Source organism: Baekduia soli, from assembly GCF_007970665.1.
Lineage (GTDB): Bacteria > Actinomycetota > Thermoleophilia > Solirubrobacterales > Solirubrobacteraceae > Baekduia > Baekduia soli.
On sequence record NZ_CP042430.1, the window covers coordinates 568013 to 587552 of the forward strand.

Consider the following 19540-nt stretch of genomic DNA (forward strand, 5'->3'; position numbering starts at 1 on the left):
CGCGGTCCCGGGCGCGTCAGGCCGGCGACGGAACCGCTCCACTTCGGGCCTCAGGTGTCGTTAATCGGGATGTCCCATGCTGGGTGACGCCGTCCGCTCCGCGAACCACGCGCTCGACCTGCTGCTGCACCGCGCGGCCAGCGTCGACCCGCTCCTGGCGCTCCTCGGCGTCGTCCTCTACCTCGTCGCCCAGGCCGTGCGCACGCTGGGCTGGCACACGATCCTGCGGGCGGCCTACCCGGGCGTGCCGACCCTGCGCCGGCGCAACACGATGGCCGCCTACCTGGCGGGCGCGGGGCTCAACGGCATCATCCCGGCCCGCGGCGGCGACATCGTCAAGCTCTGGCTGCTGCACCGCCGCATCCCCGGCGCGCGCTACCCCACCCTGGCCGCGACGTTCGTCCCCGAGACGATCTTCGAGACCGCGTTCGGCTCGGCCCTCGTCGTCTGGGCGCTCACCCGCGGCTTCCTGCCCGTGCCGGTCTCGCCCGGCGAGCTGCCGCACGTCGACGTGTCGCTGATCATCGAGCACCCGGTGCTGTCGGCGATCGTCGGCGCCGCGGTCCTGGGCGCCGGGTACGGCCTCTACCGGCTCCTGCGCCGGCGCGTCGCCGACCTCGCGGCCCGCCTGGCCCAGGGCGTGGCGATCCTGCGCCGGCCCCGCGACTTCGTGACGGGCGTGGCGACCTGGCAGGCCCTCGCGCGTCTCATCCGCCTCGGGTCGCTCGCCGTGTTCATGCAGGCCTTCTCGCTGCCCGTGACGCCGGAGACCGTCGTGCTCGTCATGGCCGCCCAGGGCGGCGGCCGCATCATCCCGCTGGCGCCGGCGAGCGCCGGGCTGCGCCTGGCCATGCTGAGCTACGGCTTCGTGGAGACCACGGGGCACGCGGTCGACATCGCCGAGATCACCACGTTCACGTTCGGCGTGGGCGCGCTGCTCATGGTCGTCGGGCTCGTCGTCGCGATGGGAGCGCTCGGCGCCGAGCTCGACACCCGCTCGCCGCGCCACGCGCTGGCCACCGCGCGCGAGGCGATCGCCCGCCACCGCGCGGCCGAGGCCAACGCGAACGCCTGACGAACGCCGGCCAGAGGGCCGGGTTCGTTCAGCGGGTGTCGGCCCCGGGGCCCGAACCCGCGGCCGCGTGGGTCCTAGCGGATCAGCACCGGCGTGCCGACGGGCACGCGCGGGAACAGGTCCTTGACGTCGGCGACGTGCATGCGGATGCAGCCGTGCGACGCGGCCGAGCCGATGGAGTAGTCCTCGCCCGTGCCGTGGATCCCGACGCCGTTGACGATGCCCATCCAGCGGGCCTTGAGCGGGTTGGCGGCCGAGCCGCCCTGCACCGTCGTGCCCTGCAGCTCCCCGGCCCACGGGCTGTTGGGGACCGACCACACCGGGTCGACCTGCTTGTCGGCGATGTGGAACAGGCCCGACGGCGTCGGGTAGGCCGGCTGGCCGACCGCCACGCTGTAGGCCTTGAAGAACTTCAGGCGCTTGAACAGCCGCAGCTTGAAGTGCGCCTTGTCGACCGTGATGACCGTGCCGTAGACGCGGGCCAGGTCGTTGGCGTTGATCTTCGGCGAGACCTTCTGCAGGACGGCGTGGACGTGGCGCGGGGCCGCGACCCCGTCGTCCAGCGCAGCGTCGATCTGCGCGGCGACGGTCTTCTGGTCCAGCGCCCGGCCGTGGACGGCGCGCCTGCGGTAGATGTGGGTCAGGGTGATCCGGACCGTCGCGTTGCGCGGCGGCTTGGCGACCTTGGCCGCCACGCCGGCGACGAACGCCCGCACGGCCAGGCGCGAGTGGGTGAGCTTGAGCCCCACATCGCCGGGCGCCTTGGCGCGCAGCGCGCGCTTGGCCGTCGTCAGCGAGTCGAAGGTGAGCTTGGCGTCGGCGGCCTTCAGGGCGAAGGGCCGCCCCGCGGCGCCGAGCACGAGATCGGCGTTGACGCGCGGCGCGATGGCCGCCTCCAGCCGCGCCTGGGCGTCGGCCAGGGTCGCACCGGAGAGGTCGACGCCACCGGCGCTGACGCCGGCGGGGACATTGCTCGGATCGGCCGCGGAGGCCGAGGCGGGCAGGGCCGCGGCGGCGGCGAGGGCCAGGAGGACGAGGGCACGGGCGCGCGACATGGCGGCCCAGGCTAGCGGCGGAGCCCCCGCGCGTGCGCAAGCGGCGCTGCGCGCCGGACCACCGTCCGGTCAGTGCCCGTGCGTGACGAAGTCCTTCCGCCGGACGAGCACGAGCGCCCCCACCGCGCCGACGAGCGCGACGATCCCCGCGATGAGCAGGATCTCGCTCAGCGCCCCCGTGTAGCCCGTCAGGAACGCCTCGCGCAGCGGCCCGACGACCCGCGGGTCGCCCTGGACGAGGATCTCGGGCGGGGGCAGGCGCACGCTCCCGGGCGGCCGGCCGGACGCCGCCAGCGCGTCGGTGACGCGCCCGGTCACCGACGACTGGAAGATCGCGCCGAGAGCGGCGATGCCCGTCGCGATCCCCACCTGGCGGAACGTGCTGTTGACGCCCGAGGCCATCCCCGTGCGCCGCGGATCGACGACGCCGACCGCGCTGGAGGCGATCGCGGGGTTGGTCAGCCCGATCCCGGCGCCGGCGACCAGGAAGCCGGGCAGCAGGTGCGTCCAGGAGGAGCCCGCGTGCAGCCCGGTCATCAGCAGCAGGCCGAGGCCGACGAGCCCGAGGCCGCCGCCGAGCAGCAGCCGCACCGGCACGCGCTCGGTCAGGTTGCCCGACACGGCGGCGAACACGAACGACAGCAGGGTGATGGGCAGGAAGCGCAGCCCGGCGTCCAGGGGCGCGTACCCGAGGCTGTTCTGCACGTAGAGCGTCAGGTACAGGAACATCGCGAACATCGAGGCCGACAGGCAGAAGGCCACGAGCGAGGCGCCGACGAACGTCGGCTTGCGCAGCAGCGAGAGGTCGAACATCGGCCGCTCCTGGCGGCCCTCGACCGCCACGAACGCGACGAGGAGGACGGCCGCCAGCGCGAAGAGCCCGAGGATGAGCCCGCTGCCCCAGCCCTCGCTGTTGCCCCGCACCAGGGCGAAGATCAGCGCGAACAGGCCGCCGGAGAGCGTCACGAGGCCGGCCCAGTCGATCCGCGCGGCGTTCGGGTCCCGGCTCTCGGTGACCGTGCGCAGCGACACGGCGATCGCCGCGACGCCGATCGGCAGGTTGACGAAGAAGATCGACTGCCAGCTGACGTGCTCGACGAGGACCCCGCCGACGAGCGGGCCGACCGCGACGGAGGCGCCGGTCGTCGCCCCCCAGATCCCCAGCGCGGTGCCGCGCTCCCTGCCGCGGAACGCGGAGGCCAGCAGCGCCAGCGAGGTGGCGAACATCGCGGCCCCGCCGATGCCCTGCAGGCCGCGCGAGAGGTTGAGCGCCAGCGGCGACGTCGAGAGCCCGCACAGCAGCGAGGCGACCGTGAAGAGGCCGAGGCCGAGCACGAAGACCCGGCGGCGCCCGAAGCGGTCGGCCAGCGAGCCGGCGGTGAGCAGGAACGAGGCCAGCGTCAGCGCGTAGGCGTCGACGACCCACTGCAGGTCCTGGAACGACGCGCCGAGGTCGTCGCGGATCGTCGGGATCGCGACGTTGACGATCGTGATGTCCAGCAGCAGCATGAACGTGGCCACGCAGACCGCGCCCAGCGTCCACCAGCGCATGGGGTCCGGGCCGTCCTGCGCGGGCGCGCGCCCGCCGGGTCCCGGGGCGGCGACATCGTGGCTCATCGGGCCAGTCAACTACCCGGCCCGGCCGGACGCCATGTCCACGGCGCCGCCCGGCTCAGCGCGCCGCGGTCAGCATCCCGTCGACGACCGTCGCCGCGGAGGCGCGCAGGTGGGCGCGCACCGCCTCGGGCCCGTCGCGCTCGATCGCCTCCAGCAGCTCGAGGTGCTCGGCGGCCAGGCGGGCGAAGGTGTAGTGCGGGCGGACGCGCAGGAGGAAGAGGCGCGTCTGCGCGCTGAGGCGGTCGTGCACGGCCTCCAGGCGAGGCGAGCGCGCGGCCCGCACGAGCGCGGTGTGCAGGTCGGCGTGAGCGCGCGAGACCGTCGACCAGCGCGGCCGCGCGCGCCGCGCGGCGCGCGCGAGGACCTCGGCGGCCTCGTGCACCGAGCCCGGCAGACGCCCGTCGTTGCGGGCCAGCGCGAGGTGCGCGGCCTCGACCTCCAGCGCGGTGCGCAGCTCGTAGAGCGCGATGATCGCCTCGGCGTCCAGGCCGGCGACCCGCGCGCCGCGGTGGGGCCGGATCTCGACCAGGCCCTCGTCGGCCAGCGTGCGCAGCGCCGCGCGAACGGTGTGGCGCGCGACGCCGTGGCGGGTCACGAGCTCGGCCTCGACGAGCCGCGCCCCCGAGGACAGCTGGGCGTCGAGGATCTGCTCGCGCAGCAGCCCGGCCACGCGCTCGGCCGCCAGGGCCGGGGCGCTCACACCGGCACCTCGGCCGGGGCGGGCGCCGTCCGCGCCCGCGGCAGGGCCAGCACGGCCAGGCCGCCGAGGATGACCAGGATCCCGGCGACCGCCAGGGCGCCGGGGCGCTCGCCGAGCACGACGGCGCCGAGCACCGCGGCGGTCACCGGCTCGCCGAGCGTGAGGGTGGCGACCTCGCTGGCCGGCAGGTGGCGCAGCCCGCGCGCGAAGAGCAGATAGGCCACGGCGGTGGGGATCGCCCCGAGCCACAGCGCCATGGCCGCGCCGCCGGCGCTCGCGACCCAGGAGAGGTCGCCGAGGACGAGCACGGGCACGAGCAGGACCGCACCCCAGCCGAACGCGCAGGCCATGACGGACTCCACGGCGTGGCCGGCGTCCAGCAGGCGCTTGGCGGCCAGGGTGAACAGCGCGTAGGAGGCGCCGGCGCCGACGGCCAGCGCGACGCCCGGCGCCGAGACCTGCGACCCGCCGCCGGCCAGGGCGAGGAGGGCGACGCCGGCGCAGGCCAGGGTCGTCGCCGCCAGCCACGCGCGCCCGGGCGGGCGGCGGTCCAGCAGCCACCCCCCGGCGCCGGCCAGCGCGGGGGCGCTGCCCAGCGCGACGACGGTGCCGACCGCCACCCCGGTGTCCTTGACGGCCGCGAAGAAGCAGAGCTGGTAGCCCGCGACCCCGAGCGCGGCGACCGCGGCGGGCCCGCGTGCCCAGCGGGCCGCGGGCTCGCGCGCGACCGCACGCCGGACGAGCAGCAGGAGCACGGCGCCGACCGCGATGCGCGCGGCGCCGACGGTCACGGCCGAGGCGTCGGGCCCGAGGGCCTGGGCGGTGCCGGTGGTGCCGAAGCAGAGCGCGGCGAGCAGGACGTTGAGGCGTGCGGCCGGGATCCGGCGATTGTTCCACAATCCATGCGGATCGTGCGACGACCCTCGGGAGATCCGGCGGGATCGCGGCGCCGAGTGTCAGATCTGCGGCGCCGGTGCGACCCCTCTGCCCACCATGCCGGGTCCGTCCGCTCTCCGTGTCACCTTGCCCGCCGTGCTCGTCCGCGACTTCGAACACGGCCTCGACCTCGACCAGGTCCTGCTGGTCCGGGAGGCCGACCGGCGGCAGCGCCGCGACGGCGGCGAGTTCCTGAAGCTGACGCTCGGCGACCGCACGGGCGGCGTGGCCGCGATGATCTGGGAGGACATCGCGCCGGCCCTCGAGCTGTGCCGCGCAGGATCGCCCGTGCACGTCGTCGGGCGCTTCGAGGTCCACCAGCGCTGGGGCGCGCAGATCACGATCCGCGCGCTGCGCCCGGCGCTGGACGGCACGTTCGATCCCGCCGAGCTCAAGGACGGCCCGCCGCGCGAGGTGGGCCAGATGGAGGCCGACCTGCGCGAGCTCGTCGGCACGGTCCAGGACCCCTACCTGCGTCGGCTGCTGGACGCCTTCTTCGGCGAGGGCTCCGAGACGTGGGCGCTGTACCGGATCGCGCCCGCGGCCAAGCACTACCACCAGGCCTATCTGCACGGCCTCCTGGAGCACAGCCTCACCGTGGCGCAGGCCGTCAGCGCGATCAGCGCGACGTTCCCGGGCATCGACCGCGACGTCGCCGTGACGGGCGCGTTGCTGCACGACATCGGCAAGTTGGAGGCCTACACCTGCGACGCGCCGATCGACATGACCGACGCCGGCCGCCTGCAGGGCGAGATCCCGCTGGGCTACTACCGCGTGCGCCGGGTGATCGAGGACCTCGTGGGCTTTCCCGCGGGCCTGGCGCAGAGCGTGCTGCACATCATCCTGGCCCACCACGGCGCGCTGGCCCACGGCTCGCCGGTGGTTCCGTGCACGCGCGAGGCCACGCTCGTGCACATGATCGACAACCTCGGCGGGCGGCTGGGCTCGTTCGACCGCCTGGAGAAGGAGCTGTCCCCCGGCGCCGCGTGGTCGTCCTACGACCGCGCGCTGGGCTCGGGCGCCTACTTCGGCTCGGGAGAGGCGATCACCGCGCAGGACCGGCGCCCCGGCGCTGCCGAGGCGGCCTGAGCCGCGGCGCGCCCGTCGCTCAGCGCGACAGCCGGTCCTCGCGCTCGGAGTCCAGGATGTCCTTCATCTCGCGTCCGGCCGCGGCGATGCGCCCGAGGTACTCCGTGCGCTTGGCGTCATCGAGCTTGGCGGCGCTGCGGTCCAGCAGCTCGGCGAAGCCCTGCACGATGGTCAGCGGGGTGCGCAGGTCGTGCACCAGCCGGGCGAGGCGCTCGTCGGGGTCGATGGGCCAGCCGCCGGCGCCGTCCGGGCTCATCGCTCGTCGCGTGTGGAGTCCAGGGCGATCTCGCCGCGCTCCAGGGCGATCGCGATCGCGTGCACCCGGTTGCGCGCCTGCAGCTTGCGGATCACGTTGCGCACATGGGTCCGGACGGTCTCGACCGACACGGTGATCTTGTCGCCGATCGCCTCGGCGGTCATCCCCTCGGCCATGAGGTGCATGATCTCGCGCTCGCGCGGCGAGAGCTGGGGGACGTGGGCCGTGGCGCGCGGCGAGAGCAGGATGCGGTCCAGCCGCGGGTCGACGTAGGAGCCGCCGCCGGCCACCCGCTCGATCGCGGCCATGAGCTCGTCCATCGAGCCGGCCTTGAGCGCGTAGCCGCGGGCACCCGAGTCCAGCCCGTCGTAGAGCAGCTCGGCGTCGGCGTCGCCCGTGTAGAGGATGACGCCGAGGTCGGGGCGGCGGGCCAGCAGCTCCCGCGTGAGGTCGATGCCGCTGCCGTCGGGCAGCTGGATGTCGACGATCGCGACGTCGGGCTCGGCGTGGTCGACGAGGTCCACCCCGGCCGCCACGTTGCCCGCGGCGCCCACGACCTCGACGCCTCCGTGCTGCAGCAGCGCGACCAGGCCCTCACGCAGGGCCTCGTGGTCGTCGACGATCACGAGCTTGGTCATGAGGGGCGAACCGTACACGGCGCCCGGGGCCGGTGGTGGATCCGGACGCGCCGGACGCGCTCCTCGCGACGAATCGCGGAAAGAGCGGGCGGAGTTCTGCAACGAACGGCCCATCGCGGGGTCCGGGGTCGTATCTTCGTCGGTCTATGGCGAAGGACACCGAGAAGCTCATCCGGCAGCTCTCGCTCATCTCGTACCTCATGGCCGAGCGCCGGCCGGTCACCGCGCTCGAGATCCGCAGGGACGTGGAGGGCTACAGCGGGATGAACGAGGACGCCTTCGCCCGTCGCTTCTACGCCGACCGCGCCGAGCTCGAGTCCCTGGGCATCCAGCTCACGGTCGAGAAGCCGGCCGACGGGGTCGCCGAGCAGGAGAACTACTCCCTGCGGCCCGAGAACTTCCACCTGCCCGCGATCGCGTTCACGGACGAGGAGCTCGCCGGCCTGCAGTTCGCGCTGACGCTGCTCGACGGCGAGTTCGCCTACGCCGAGCCGCTGCGCCTGGCCCTGCAGCAGATCTCCTGGGGGCGCCCGAGCCCGCTCAACGCGCCCGACCAGGGGTCGGTGGCGCTCGGCGTCACGGCCTCGGCCGGCGGCCACGAGCTGTCCCAGCGGCTGGCCAAGATCGAGACCGCGATCTTCCGCAACAAGACGATCACGTTCGACTACTACACGATGGAGCGCGACACGGTCGGCGCGCGCAAGGTCGATCCGTACCACCTGCTGTTCCAGGGCGGTCAGTTCTACCTCCTGGGTCGTGCCCACGAGCGCGACGCGATCCGCGTCTTCCGGCTGTCGCGCATCCGCGGCAAGGTCGCCTACGCGACCAAGGCCGAGCACGACTTCAAGCGCCCCACCGACTTCGACCCGCGCTCCTACGCCACGCGCGCGGACTGGCAGTTCGGGACCACGCAGGGCGAGGCCGAGATCTGGGTCTCCGATCGCATCGCCTGGCAGGTCGAGCGCCACTTCGGCCGCTTCGGGTCGGTGCGCCCGGCCGACGACGGCACGGGCGACATCGTCTTCGCCACCGAGTACGCGTCGGTGCGCCAGCTGGCCGCCTGGGTCCTGCGCCTCGGCGAGCACGCCCGGGTCCTGGGGCCCGACGAGCTCGTGCGCGACGTCGCCGAGCGCGTCGAGCTGCTGCACGACCGCCACACGGGCGAGCTGGACCTCGCCGCGGCCGTGCCTCCCTCGGCGGACGACGAGGCCCCCGACGCGCCCGGCCCACCGCGCCGCGAGACGGCGATCCGGCCCGAGCGCTTCGCCCGCCTGGTGACGCTCGCCTCGATCCTCATCGAGGCCGGCCGCGCCGATCGCCGCCTCGAGCTCACCGAGGTCATGGACGCGCTGCAGATCTCCGACGCCGAGCTGCGCGAGGACGTCGCCGTGCTCAACGTCGTCAACTTCGGCGGCGGCTCCTACGTCCTGTACGCCGAGGTCCACGACGACGGAACGATCGAGGTCGATCCCGAGCCGTACTCCGACAACTTCGCGCGGCCCGCCCGCCTGCTGCCCGTCGAGGCCAAGGCCCTCGTCGCCGCGATCGACCTCATCGGCGACCACCTGCCCGAGGGGGCGCTGAACTCGGCGCGGGACAAGATCGTCGCGGCGCTGGGCGCCGACCCGATGGAGCAGGGGCTGCAGGTCGCCTCGGGTGCCGGCGACGACTCGGCCATCGCCCGCGTCGTGTCGCGCGCCATCGCCGGCTCCCAGCTCCTGCGCCTGGAGTACTACAAGGCCAACGAGGACGAGTTCTCCGAGCGCGTCGTGGAGCCCTACGCGCTCATCAACGGGCGCGAGGGCTGGTACGTCGCCTCCTATGACCCGGCCCGCGAGGCCGTCCGCCACTTCCGGCTGGACCGCGTCAAGACGGCCGAGGCGACGGGCGAGACGTTCACGCCGCGCCCCGAGGTCGATCCCGCCGCCGACGTGGAGGGCTGGCCGCGCACGGGCGAGGTCGAGGCCTCCCGCGTGGCCCGCGTGTGGATCTCGCCGGACCGCGCGCGCTGGTCGCGCGAGCAGCGCAGGGTCTCCCACGAGCTGGCCGACGGCTCCATCGTCGTCGAGCTGCCCTACAAGGGCACGGACTGGCTCGTGCGCGAGGTCCTGGCCGAGGCCGGCGACGCCGCCGTGATCTCGCCGCCCGAGGCGCGCGAGGCCGTCCGCACCGCGGTCGATCGCCTGCGGCTCGCGGTTCGCTAGCGGCGAACGCCGGCCCAGGGGCCGGGTTCGCTCGGCGGGTGTCGGCCCGGAGGGCCGATCCCGCGGCCCGATCCGTGGCCGACGGCCCCTGGCCGGCCGCATAGGGCGCACGCGGCGGCGCGCCCACGCTCGTTACCCTGCCTCGCCGGTGAGCCGCCGCGACCAGATCACGATGGACGACGACGAGGTGCTCGCGTTCCTGCGCGAGGAGCGCGTCGTGACGTGCGCGACCAACGGCCCGCGCGGCTTCCCGCACCTCATGCCGCTCTGGTACGTCGTGCGGCCGTCGCCCGCGCCGGATCCGCCGCGGATCTGGGCCTGGACGTTCGCCAAGTCCCAGAAGGTCCGCAACCTGGAGCGCGACCCGCGCGCCACGCTGCAGGTCGAGGCCGGCGACGAGTACCACCTGCTGCGCGGCGTGATGCTCGAGACCGAGGTCGTCGTGCACCGTGACGTCGAGGCCGTCGGGGCGTTGGGGCTGGAGATCCTGCAGCGCTACAGCGGCGCGCCCGCCGGCGAGCTCGACGAAGGGGCGCGCGCGATGGTGCGCAAGCAGGCCGCCAAGCGGGTCGGGCTCGAGTTCGTCGAGCGCGGCCGCGCCACCTGGGACCACCGCAAGCTGGGGAACGTGTACTGATGCTGCCGCTCAAGGGCCTGATCCTCTCCGGGGGCAAGGGCACCCGCCTGCGCCCCATCACCCACACGAGCGCCAAGCAGCTCGTCCCCGTGGCCAACCGGCCCGTGCTCTTCTACGGCATCGACGCCATGGCGCAGGCCGGGATCCGCGAGATCGGGATCATCATCGCCCCCGAGACCGGCGACGAGATCCGCGAGGTCGCCGGCGACGGCTCCGCGTTCGGCGTGCAGATCACCTACATCCTGCAGGACGAGCCCGCCGGCCTGGCCCACGCGGTGCTGACCGCCGAGCCGTTCCTCGGCGACAGCCCGTTCGTGATGTACCTCGGGGACAACCTGCTGCAGGGCGGCATCGACGACCTGGTCACGGCGTTCCGGGCCAACGCGCCCGACGCTCTCATCCTGCTCACGCCCGTGCCCGACCCCGAGCACTACGGCGTCGCCGAGCTCGACGGCGACCGGGTCGTCGCGCTGGCCGAGAAGCCGCCCGAGCCCAAGACCGACCTCGCCCTCGTCGGCGTCTACATGTTCACGCCGCTCATCCACGAGGCGGCGCGCGCGATCGAGCCGTCGGCCCGCGGCGAGCTCGAGATCACGGACGCCATCCAGCACCTCGTCGACACCGGCCGCCGTGTCGAGCCCCACATCGTGCAGGGCTGGTGGAAGGACACCGGCCGCCTGGACGACATGCTGGAGGCCAACCGCCTCATCCTCGACCGCCTGGCCCACCGCGTCGACGGCGAGCTCGTCGACTCGCAGGTCGAGGGCCGCGTCGTCATCGAGGCCGGCGCCCGCCTGGAGCGCGCCACCGTCCGCGGGCCCGCGGTCATCGGCGCGGGCGCGCGGCTGACCGACTGCTACATCGGCCCGTACTCGGCGATCGGCGAGGACTGCGTCGTGGAGCGCGCCGAGATCGAGCACTCGATCCTGCTCGCCGGCTCCTCGGTCCGCCACCTCGACGGGCGCATGGAGTCCTCGCTGCTGGGCCGCAACGTCACGATCTCGCGCGGCGACCGCCAGCCCAAGGCCTTCCGCTTCATGGTCGGCGACAACTCGGACATCGAGATCCTGTGATGACTCGTGGACGAACGGCGGAGCGGTCTTTGCCCTCCCGCAGCCGGAGCCGTGAGGACTGGAGCGCAGCGGCCACCTCCACGGCGACGAGGGGCGCATGAAGCTCCTCGTGACCGGCGCGGCCGGCATGCTCGGCCACCGGGTCGTCGCCGAGGCCCGGGCGCGGGGCTGGGACGCGGTGGGCATCGACCTCGCCGAGGCCGACCTCACCGACCCCGCCCAGGCCCAGGACGCCGTCGAGGAGCACGCGCCCGAGGCCGTCGTGCACTGCGCGGCGTTCGTCGACGTCGACGGCGCCGAGGAGCACGAGGACGCCGCGCGGCGCGTCAACGTCGACGCCTCGGCCAACGTCGCCGCAGCGGCCGCGATGCTCGGGGCCCGCATCGTCGCGGTGTCCACCGACTACGTCTTCGACGGCACGCTCACCGACCGCCCCTACGTCGAGTCCGACCCCACCGCCCCGCTCGGCGTCTACGGCCGTACGAAGCTCGCGGGTGAGCAGGCCGTCGCCGGCCACAACCCCGACCACGCCATCGCCCGCACCGCGTGGCTGTTCGGCGCCGGCGGCAGGTCGTTCCCCGAGACGATGCTCACGCTGGCCGCCGACCGCGACGCCGTCGCCGTCGTGACCGACCAGGTCGGGTCGCCGACCTGGACCGGGCACCTCGCGCCCGCCCTGCTGGACCTCGCCGCCGCGACCGCGACCGGCGTGTTCCACACCGCGGGCGGCGGGCGGTGCTCCTGGCACGAGCTGACCGTCGAGCTGTTCCGCGCGGCGGACGTCACCTGCCGCGTGCAGGAGACCACCGCCGCCGAGTTCCGCCGGCCCGCCCCGCGCCCGGCGTGGAGCGTGCTCGGCACCGAGCGCGACGAGACCCCCCGCCTGCCGCCGTGGCAGGAGGGCGTCGCGGCGTTCCTGTCCGAGAGGGAGACCACGTGAAGCTGCTCGTCAGCGGCGGAGCCGGGTTCATCGGCTCCAACTTCGTCCGCCAGCGCGTCAACGACCACCGCGACGAGGTGGTGGTCCTCGACAAGCTGACCTACGCCGGCCGGCCCGAGAACCTCCAGGACCTCGGCGACGCCGTCACGCTGGTGCAGGGCGCGATCGAGGACCCCGCCAAGGTGGCCCAGGCCATCGGCGACGGCGTCGACGCGATCGTCAACTTCGCCGCCGAGACCCACGTCGACCGCTCGATCAGCGGCCCCGAGGCGTTCGTGGAGACCAACGTGCGCGGCTCGCTCGTCCTCCTGGAGGCCGCGCGCGAGCACGGCGTCGGGCGCTACGTCCAGATCTCCACCGACGAGGTGTACGGGTCGATCGAGGAGGGCTCGTTCACCGAGGAGTCGCCGCTGGTGACCTCCTCGCCCTACAGCGCGTCGAAGGCCGGCGCCGACCTGCTCGTGCAGAGCTACCTGCACACCTACGGGCTCGAGACCGTCATCTGCCGCGGCTCGAACAACTACGGGCCCTACCAGTACCCCGAGAAGCTCATCCCGCTCATGGTGCTCAACGCCCTGCACGGCGACAAGCTGCCGGTCTACGGCGACGGGCTCAACGTCCGCAACTGGCTCTTCGTGGAGGACTTCGGCCGCGGGATCTCCCACGTGCTGGCCCACGGCACGCCGGGCGAGGTCTACAACGTCGGCGGCCCGGACGAGTGCACGAACATCGAGGTCGTGCGCGAGATCCTCGCCCAGACCGGCAACGACGAGTCGCTCATCGAGTACGTCACCGACCGTCCCGGTCACGACCGCCGCTACAGCCTGGGCTCCGAGAAGGTCCGGGCGCTGGGCTGGGAGGCGCAGGTGCGCTTCGCCGAGGGCCTGCGGCGCACCGTGGCGTGGTACCGCGACAACGCCTGGTGGTGGGAGCCGATCCGCTCCGGGGAGTACCGCGAGTACTACGAGCGCCACTACGGGCGCTCGCTCGGCTGACCCCAGGGGGGCTAGGGGTTGGGCGCTCGCCGGCCCAGCGAGCTGATCTTCCAGGCCGAGCCGACCTTCTGCAGGGTCAGCGTGTCCGTGCGCTCCTGACCGCCGCCCGAGGAGGTCACCAGCGCGCTGGCGGTGCTCCCGCTCACGGTGACCTTCTCGACCTGCAGTTCGAACGTGTCGGCATCGTCCAGCGCGGTCTTCAGCCCCGACTCGCACGAGCTCCTGGTGACCTTGGAGATCGTGTCGACCAGCGCGGGGGCCAGGATCCGGCTGCAGATCCTGCCCGAGTCGCGCTTGGCGCCGGCCTTCTGGAGGTCCTCCACGGTCTGGGCCACGGCCTTCTGGTCGCCCTGGAAGTCCTTGGCGGAGTCCTTGGTCGTCTGACCGCACGCGCTGAGCGCGGCGGCGGACGCCACGAGCAGGGCGATGAGGAGACGGGGTGCGGCCATCGGGGCAAGAGCCTATCTAGGATGCGTGGCTGGCATGGCCGACTCCGACGTCCCCCGCCCGCCAACGGTCGTCCCGCGCGGCCGCCACGCACCGCCGCTGGAGGTCCGCCTGGACGTCCAGCGCCGGCGCCTGTTCGAGGCCGCCGCGACCGTGTTCGCGCGCCGGGGCTTCGCCGAGGCCACGGCCGAGGCCATCAGCCGCGAGGCCGGCATGTCCAAGGCCACGTTCTACGAGCACTTCGCCAACAAGGAGGAGTGCATCCTCGCGCTGTTCGACGAGGCCGCCACGGAGGTCATGCGCCAGATGGCGCTGGCCGCCGACCAGGAGACCACGAGCTACCCCGAGCACCTGCGCCAGGGGACGCGCGCGTTCCTGCGCACGCTGGCCGAGTGGCCCGACGCCGCGCAGACGCTGCTGGTGGAGATCATCGGCGCCGGCCCGCGCGCCACCGAGCGTCGCGACGCCATCCTCGACCAGTTCGCCGAGGCCATCCACCACAACAACGCGACGGTCGCGCCGCGCTACGGCGCGCCGACGTTCGCCTCGCGCGACGACGCGTTCGCGTGCGTCGGGGCGATCGTCGAGCTCGCCTCGCGCCAGCTGCGCACCGGCACGCCCGCCGACATCCGCGAGCTCGAGCCGGTCATCGACCGGCTCATGCTGGGCATCCTCGAGCAAGCCGGCGCGTGACCCTGGAGGCGCTGGAGGCCGACGTCACGGCCTGCCGGCGCTGCCCGCGCCTCGTGGCCTGGCGCGAGGAGGTGGCCGCCGTCAGGCGCGCGGCGTTCGCCGACCAGATCTACTGGGGCCGGCCGATCCCCGGCTTCGGCGACCCCGCCGCGCGGGTGCTGATCCTGGGCCTGGCCCCCGCCGCCCACGGCGCCAACCGCACGGGCCGGGTGTTCACGGGCGACCGGTCGGGCGACTTCCTGTTCGCCGCGCTGCACCGCACCGGCTTCGCCAACCAGCCGACGTCGACGCACCGCGGCGACGGCCTGCGGCTCACGGGCGCCTGGATCACCGCCGCGGTGCGCTGCGCGCCGCCGGCCAACAAGCCGACGCCGCAGGAGCGCGACACCTGCCTGCCGTGGACGGTCGCCGAGCTGGGGCACGTCTCCGCGGTCCGCGTGATCGTCTGCCTCGGCGCGTTCGCGTGGGACGCCGCGCTGCGCCTGCGCGTCGCGCTCGGCCACCCGCGCGCGCGCCCGCGCCCGAAGTTCGGCCACGGTGCGCTCTGGTACGACGACGCCGGCACGGGCCCGGCGCTGCTGGGCACCTACCACCCCAGCCAGCAGAACACGTTCACCGGCGTCCTGACCGAGAGCATGCTCGACGACGTCCTGCGCACCGCACGCGACGTGGCCGGGTAGGGGTTCTACCCTGGGTGGCCCGTGTCCCTCGCCGCCTTCAGCCCCGCCACGCAGGACTGGTTCGCGCGCGCCTTCGCGGGACCGACCCCGGTGCAGGAGCAGGCGTGGCCGGCGATCGCCACGGGCGAGCACGTCCTCATCAGCGCGCCGACCGGCAGCGGCAAGACGCTCGCCGCGTTCCTGTGGTCGCTGGATCGCCTGGCCACGACGCCGCGCGCGGACGGCACGGGCGTCCGGGTCGTCTACGTGTCCCCGCTCAAGGCGCTGAGCTACGACGTCGAGCGCAACCTCCAGGCGCCGCTGGTCGGCATCGGCGCCGACCTGCGCGTCGGGATCCGCACGGGCGACACGCCGCAGAAGGAGCGCGCGCAGATGCGGCGCACGCCGCCCGACGTGCTCATCACCACGCCCGAATCGCTCTACCTCATGCTGACCTCGCAGGCGCGCGACATCCTGCGCGACGTCGAGGCGGTCATCGTCGACGAGATCCACGCCGTGGCCTCGACCAAGCGCGGCGCGCACCTGGCGCTCACGCTCGAGCGCCTGGCCGCGGGCGTGCAGTCCGAGCACGGGCGCGACCCGCAGCGCATCGGGCTGTCGGCCACGCAGAACCCGCTGGAGGAGGTCGGGCGCTTCATGGTCGGCCCGCGGCGCTCGTGCACCGTGGTCGACACGGGGATCCGCAAGCCGCTGGACCTGCGCATCCAGGTGCCGGTCGAGTCGATGATCGAGCCTGAGCAGTCCACGGGCCACCTCGACCCGCTGGACCCGGTCGTCGGCGGCGAGAGCACCCGCAAGTCGATCTGGCCGGCGATGTACCCGCAGATCCTGGAGCTCGTCCGCGAGCACCGCTCGACGATCGTCTTCGTCAACAATCGCCGCGGCGCCGAGCGCCTGGCGCTGCGGCTCAACGAGCTGGCCGCCAAGGAGTACGAGGAGGCCGCCGGCGAGGGCGGCCCGTCGGCAGCGTTCACCGAGATCGCACGCGCCCACCACGGCTCCCTGGCCCGCGAGGAGCGCCTCATCGTCGAGGAGCAGCTCAAGGCCGGGCAGCTGCCCTGCCTCGTGGCGACCTCGTCGCTGGAGCTCGGCATCGACATGGGCGCCGTCGACCTCGTGCTGCAGGTCGAGTCCCCCAAGTCGGTCGCCCGCGGCCTGCAGCGCATCGGCCGCGCCGGGCACTCCGTCGGCGACACGTCCAAGGGCCGCATCTTCCCCAAGTTCCGCGCCGACCTGCTCGAGTGCGCCGTCGTGGTGCGTCTCATGCGCGAGGGCCGCATCGAGCCCACCGTCGTGCCACGCAATCCGCTCGACGTGCTGTGCCAGCACATCGTCGCCATCGCGGCCTCCGTCGAGGAGGACGGGCCGGTCCTCGTCGACGACCTGTACGCCCTGGTCACCAGGACCTACACCTACGCCGAGCTGTCGCGCGAGCTGCTGGAGAACGTCCTGGACATGCTCGACGGGCGCTACCCGAGCCAGGAGTTCGGCGAGCTGCGCGCCCGCGTGGTCTGGGACCGCGTGGCGGGCACGATCCGGGCCCGCAAGGGGGCGCGCCAGCTCGCGGTCACCAACGCGGGCACGATCCCCGACCGCGGCCTGTACGCCGTCGTGCTGCCCGACGGCCGCCGCGTCGGCGAGCTCGACGAGGAGATGGTCTACGAGGCGCGGCCCGGCCAGGTGTTCCTGCTCGGCGCCAGCTCGTGGCGCATCGAGGAGATCCAGCGCGACCGCGTCGTGGTCTCGCCGGCGCCGGGCGTCCCGGGCGCGGTGCCGTTCTGGAAGGGCGACTCCGTGGAGCGCCCGAAGGAGCTGGGCCGCGCGATCGGCGCGTTCAGCCGCTGGGCCGTCGACCAGACCGAGGCGCTGCTCGTCGCCGACTACGACCTCGACCCGCTCGCCGCGCGCAACCTCCTGGACTTCCTGCGCGAGCAGCAGGAGGCCACCCGGGTCATCCCCAGCGACCGCACGATCGTCGTCGAGCGCTTCCGCGACGAGATCGGCGACTGGCGCCTGTGCGTCCTCAGCCCGTTCGGCGGCCGCGTGCACGCCGCCTGGGCGCTGGCGCTGAGCGCGAAGATCCGCGACGAGGTCGGCCTGGAGTCCGACGCGATCTGGTCCGACGACGGCATCATCGTCCACCTGCCCGACGCCGACGAGCCCCCAGGCGCCGAGCTGGTCCTGCTGGACCCCGACGACATCGAGGACCGCGTCGTGGCCGAGCTGGGCTCCTCGGCGCTGTTCGGCGCGCGGTTCCGCGAGAACGCCGGCCGCGCGCTGCTCATCCCCCGCGCCTACCCCGGCAAGCGCACCCCGCTGTGGCAGCAGCGCCTGAAGGCCCAGTCCCTGCTCGAGGTCGCCAAGCAGTACAACGACTTCCCCATCATCCTGGAGACCTATCGCGAGTGCCTGCGCGACGTCCTCGACGTCCCGGGCCTGCAGGACCTCCTGGGCGCGCTGCACAGCCGCGAGCTCTCGCTCGTGGAGGTCGAGACCCGGACCGCCTCGCCGTTCGCCTCGTCGTTGTTGTTCGACTACGTCGCGACCTACATGTACGAGGGCGACACGCCCAACGCCGAGCGCCGGGCCGCGGCGCTGTCGCTGGACCGCGACCTGCTGCGCGAGCTGCTCGGGCAGGAGGAGTTGCGCGACCTCATCGACGCCGACGCGCTCGTCGCCGTCGAGGACGACCTCCAGCACCGCTCGCAGCGCACGCAGGCCACCGACCGCGACGGGCTGGCCGACGTGCTGCGCCGCGTCGGCGACCTGTCGCGCGACGAGGTCCGCACGCGCGTGCTGGCCGACCTGGACGCCGATGCGATGCTCGCGGCGCTCGTCGACGAGCGCCGCGCGGTGGTGCTGCGCGTCGGCGGCGAGCCGCGCTGGATCGCCGCCGACGACGCCGGGCTGTACCGCGACGCGTTCGGCGCGGTCCCGCCCGGCGGGCTGCCCGCGGCGTTCCTCGTGTCCGTCGAGGACCCGATGCAGCGCCTGCTGGCCCGCTACGCCCGCACGCACGGGCCGTTCACGACCGCGGAGGTCCGTGCGCGCTACGGCGTCGACCCGTCGGGCGCCCTGAAGGCGCTGGAGGCCGCCGGCGACCTGCTGCGCGGCGAGCTGCGTCCCGGCGGGACCGAGCGCGAGTGGTGCGACCCCGACATCCTGCGCCGCGTCCGGCGCGCGTCGCTCGCCGTCCTGCGCAAGGAGATCGAGGCGACCGACCAGCGCGCGCTGGCCGCCTTCCTGCCGTCGTGGCAGGGCGTGGACCGCCACCCGCCCGCGGGTGCCGGGGTCGACCGCCTGCGCGAGATCCTCGTGCCGCTGCAGGGCCTCGCGCTGCCCGCCGACGCCTGGGAGCGCGACGTGCTGCCGCGCCGCTGCGGCGCGTACTCGCCGACGTGGATGGACCAGCTCTGCGCCTCGGGCGAGGTCGTCTGGGTCGGCGCCGGCGCGCTGGGGCGCAACTCGGGCCGCGTCGCCCTGTACTTCCGCGAGGACGCCGAGGCGCTCGGCCCGCCGTCGGCGCGCGGGCGCAGCGCGGCGCTCGAGGCGCCCGACGGCCCCGAGCACGTCCTGCTGCGCGAGCGCCTGGAGCGCTCGCCGTGCTTCTTCACCGACTTCCTGGCCGAGCTGCCGCTGGCGCCCGAGCAGGTCCAGGAGGCGCTCTGGGATCTCGTGTGGGCCGGCGAGGTGACCAACGACGCGTTCGCGCCGCTGCGCGCGCCGCGCCTCACGCTCGCCCGCGCCCAGCGCACGGCGCTCGAACGCCGCAGCAGGCGCGCCGGCACCCGCTTCGGCTCGCGCCGGGGCACGGGCTCGGCCGCCCAGGTCCAGGGCCGCTGGTCGCTGACCGCGCCGCTCTTCGGGGCCCAGGGCGCCGCGGCGGGCGCCGACCGGCGGCGCACGACCGCCGAGCTGCTGCTGGAGCGCCACGGGATCGTCACGCGCGAGCACGTGCTGGCCGAGGGCGTGCCCGGCGGGTTCTCCTCGCTCTACGACGCCCTGTCCTCGCTGGAGACCCTCGGCGTCTGCCGGCGCGGCTACTTCGTCGAGGGCCTGGGCGGCGCGCAGTTCGCGCTGCCGGGCGCGGTCGAGCGCCTGCGCACCCAGGCCGATCGCGCGGACGAGGCCCCGCCGATCGTGCTCGCCGCCACCGACCCCGCCCAGCCCTACGGGGCCGCGCTGCCGTGGCCGGCGCGCCGCGACGGCGGCGACCGGGCCAAGCCGGCGCGCGCGGCCGGCGCCTACGTCGTGCTGGCCGGCGCCGAGCCCGCGCTGTACGTCGAGCGCGGCGGCCGCGGCCTGCAGGTGCTGACCGAGCGCGACGACCCGCGGCTGCGGCCGGCGCTGGAGGCGCTGGCGGCGTTCGTCACCGCCGACCGGCGCCACAAGCTCTCGCTCGAGCGCGTCGACGGCGAGCCGGTCGTCGGGTCCGACCTCGAGGCCGTGCTCATCGAGGTCGGCTTCCGGGCCGGGCCCCGCAAGCTGACCCTGAGCGCCTAGCG

General features: G+C 74.3%; 17 protein-coding genes. 10 read left to right on the forward strand and 7 right to left on the reverse strand.

The window, feature by feature from the left end; genetic code table 11:
* Nucleotides 1–76 precede the first annotated feature (76 nt).
* Complete coding sequence (locus FSW04_RS02505) at nt 77–1075, forward strand: lysylphosphatidylglycerol synthase transmembrane domain-containing protein (protein WP_146915895.1); 999 nt, start codon at nt 77–79, stop codon at nt 1073–1075.
* A 74-nt stretch (nt 1076–1149) separates the two neighbouring features.
* Here the strand turns inward: FSW04_RS02505 and FSW04_RS02510 are convergent, their stop codons facing one another.
* The 4 genes from FSW04_RS02510 to FSW04_RS02525 form a co-directional block, all read right to left on the reverse strand.
* Complete coding sequence (locus FSW04_RS02510; protein ID WP_146915897.1) at nt 1150–2130, reverse strand: L,D-transpeptidase family protein; 981 nt, start codon at nt 2128–2130, stop codon at nt 1150–1152.
* Nucleotides 2131–2199: 69 nt separating this feature from the next.
* Entirely contained in the window at nt 2200–3747 is a 1548-nt protein-coding gene (locus FSW04_RS02515) for an MFS transporter (RefSeq protein WP_228430827.1), read from the reverse strand.
* 55 nt (nt 3748–3802) lie between these two features.
* Nucleotides 3803–4447, reverse strand: a complete 645-nt coding sequence (locus FSW04_RS02520) for a GntR family transcriptional regulator (protein WP_146915899.1) — start codon at nt 4445–4447, stop codon at nt 3803–3805.
* Nucleotides 4444–5346 (reverse strand): DMT family transporter, encoded by a 903-nt coding sequence (locus FSW04_RS02525; RefSeq protein WP_146915901.1) that lies wholly within the window; start codon nt 5344–5346, stop codon nt 4444–4446. Before FSW04_RS02525 ends, FSW04_RS02520 begins: the two co-directional genes overlap by 4 nt.
* A 133-nt stretch (nt 5347–5479) precedes the next feature.
* On the opposite strand from FSW04_RS02525, the gene FSW04_RS02530 reads away from it, so the two are divergent.
* A complete protein-coding gene (locus FSW04_RS02530; protein ID WP_228431373.1) occupies nt 5480–6472 on the forward strand; it encodes a 3'-5' exoribonuclease YhaM family protein in 993 nt (330 codons plus the stop codon).
* 19 nt (nt 6473–6491) lie between these two features.
* Here the strand turns inward: FSW04_RS02530 and FSW04_RS02535 are convergent, their stop codons facing one another.
* Both FSW04_RS02535 and FSW04_RS02540 read right to left on the reverse strand, forming a co-directional pair.
* A complete protein-coding gene (locus FSW04_RS02535) occupies nt 6492–6728 on the reverse strand; it encodes a histidine kinase dimerization/phospho-acceptor domain-containing protein (protein WP_146915906.1) in 237 nt (78 codons plus the stop codon).
* Entirely contained in the window at nt 6725–7366 is a 642-nt protein-coding gene (locus tag FSW04_RS02540; protein ID WP_187369181.1) for a response regulator, read from the reverse strand. Before FSW04_RS02540 ends, FSW04_RS02535 begins: the two co-directional genes overlap by 4 nt.
* Before the next feature lie 146 nt (nt 7367–7512).
* On the opposite strand from FSW04_RS02540, the gene FSW04_RS02545 reads away from it, so the two are divergent.
* From FSW04_RS02545 to rfbB, 5 genes are all read left to right on the forward strand, one after another.
* Nucleotides 7513–9570 (forward strand): helix-turn-helix transcriptional regulator, encoded by a 2058-nt coding sequence (locus FSW04_RS02545; RefSeq protein ID WP_146915910.1) that lies wholly within the window; start codon nt 7513–7515, stop codon nt 9568–9570.
* 148 nt (nt 9571–9718) lie between these two features.
* Nucleotides 9719–10207 (forward strand): pyridoxamine 5'-phosphate oxidase family protein, encoded by a 489-nt coding sequence (locus FSW04_RS02550; RefSeq protein WP_146915912.1) that lies wholly within the window; start codon nt 9719–9721, stop codon nt 10205–10207.
* Nucleotides 10207–11280 carry a glucose-1-phosphate thymidylyltransferase gene (locus FSW04_RS02555; RefSeq protein ID WP_146915915.1) on the forward strand — a complete coding sequence of 358 codons (1074 nt, stop codon included), beginning with the start codon at nt 10207–10209 and terminating at the stop codon, nt 11278–11280. The genes FSW04_RS02550 and FSW04_RS02555 overlap by 1 nt, the downstream gene beginning before the upstream one ends.
* Before the next feature lie 97 nt (nt 11281–11377).
* Entirely contained in the window at nt 11378–12220 is an 843-nt protein-coding gene (gene rfbD / locus FSW04_RS02560; RefSeq protein WP_146915917.1) for a dTDP-4-dehydrorhamnose reductase, read from the forward strand.
* Nucleotides 12217–13215, forward strand: a complete 999-nt coding sequence (gene rfbB, locus FSW04_RS02565) for a dTDP-glucose 4,6-dehydratase (RefSeq protein WP_146915919.1) — start codon at nt 12217–12219, stop codon at nt 13213–13215. The genes rfbD and rfbB overlap by 4 nt, the downstream gene beginning before the upstream one ends.
* Nucleotides 13216–13226: 11 nt before the next feature.
* On the opposite strand, the gene FSW04_RS02570 is transcribed toward rfbB, so the two are convergent.
* Complete coding sequence (locus tag FSW04_RS02570) at nt 13227–13664, reverse strand: nuclear transport factor 2 family protein (protein WP_146915921.1); 438 nt, start codon at nt 13662–13664, stop codon at nt 13227–13229.
* Between the two features lie 34 nt (nt 13665–13698).
* Between FSW04_RS02570 and FSW04_RS02575 the strand changes: the two genes are divergently transcribed.
* From FSW04_RS02575 to FSW04_RS02585, 3 genes are read left to right on the forward strand one after another with little or no spacing between them, the layout of a single operon-like run.
* Nucleotides 13699–14355, forward strand: coding sequence for a TetR/AcrR family transcriptional regulator (locus FSW04_RS02575; RefSeq protein WP_187369182.1), 657 nt, complete (start codon nt 13699–13701; stop codon nt 14353–14355).
* On the forward strand, nt 14352–15035 hold the full coding sequence (locus FSW04_RS02580) for a uracil-DNA glycosylase (RefSeq protein WP_146915925.1): 684 nt from the start codon (nt 14352–14354) through the stop codon (nt 15033–15035). The genes FSW04_RS02575 and FSW04_RS02580 overlap by 4 nt, the downstream gene beginning before the upstream one ends.
* Before the next feature lie 21 nt (nt 15036–15056).
* Nucleotides 15057–19538, forward strand: a complete 4482-nt coding sequence (locus tag FSW04_RS02585) for a DEAD/DEAH box helicase (RefSeq protein ID WP_146915927.1) — start codon at nt 15057–15059, stop codon at nt 19536–19538.
* Nucleotides 19539–19540 lie beyond the last annotated feature (2 nt).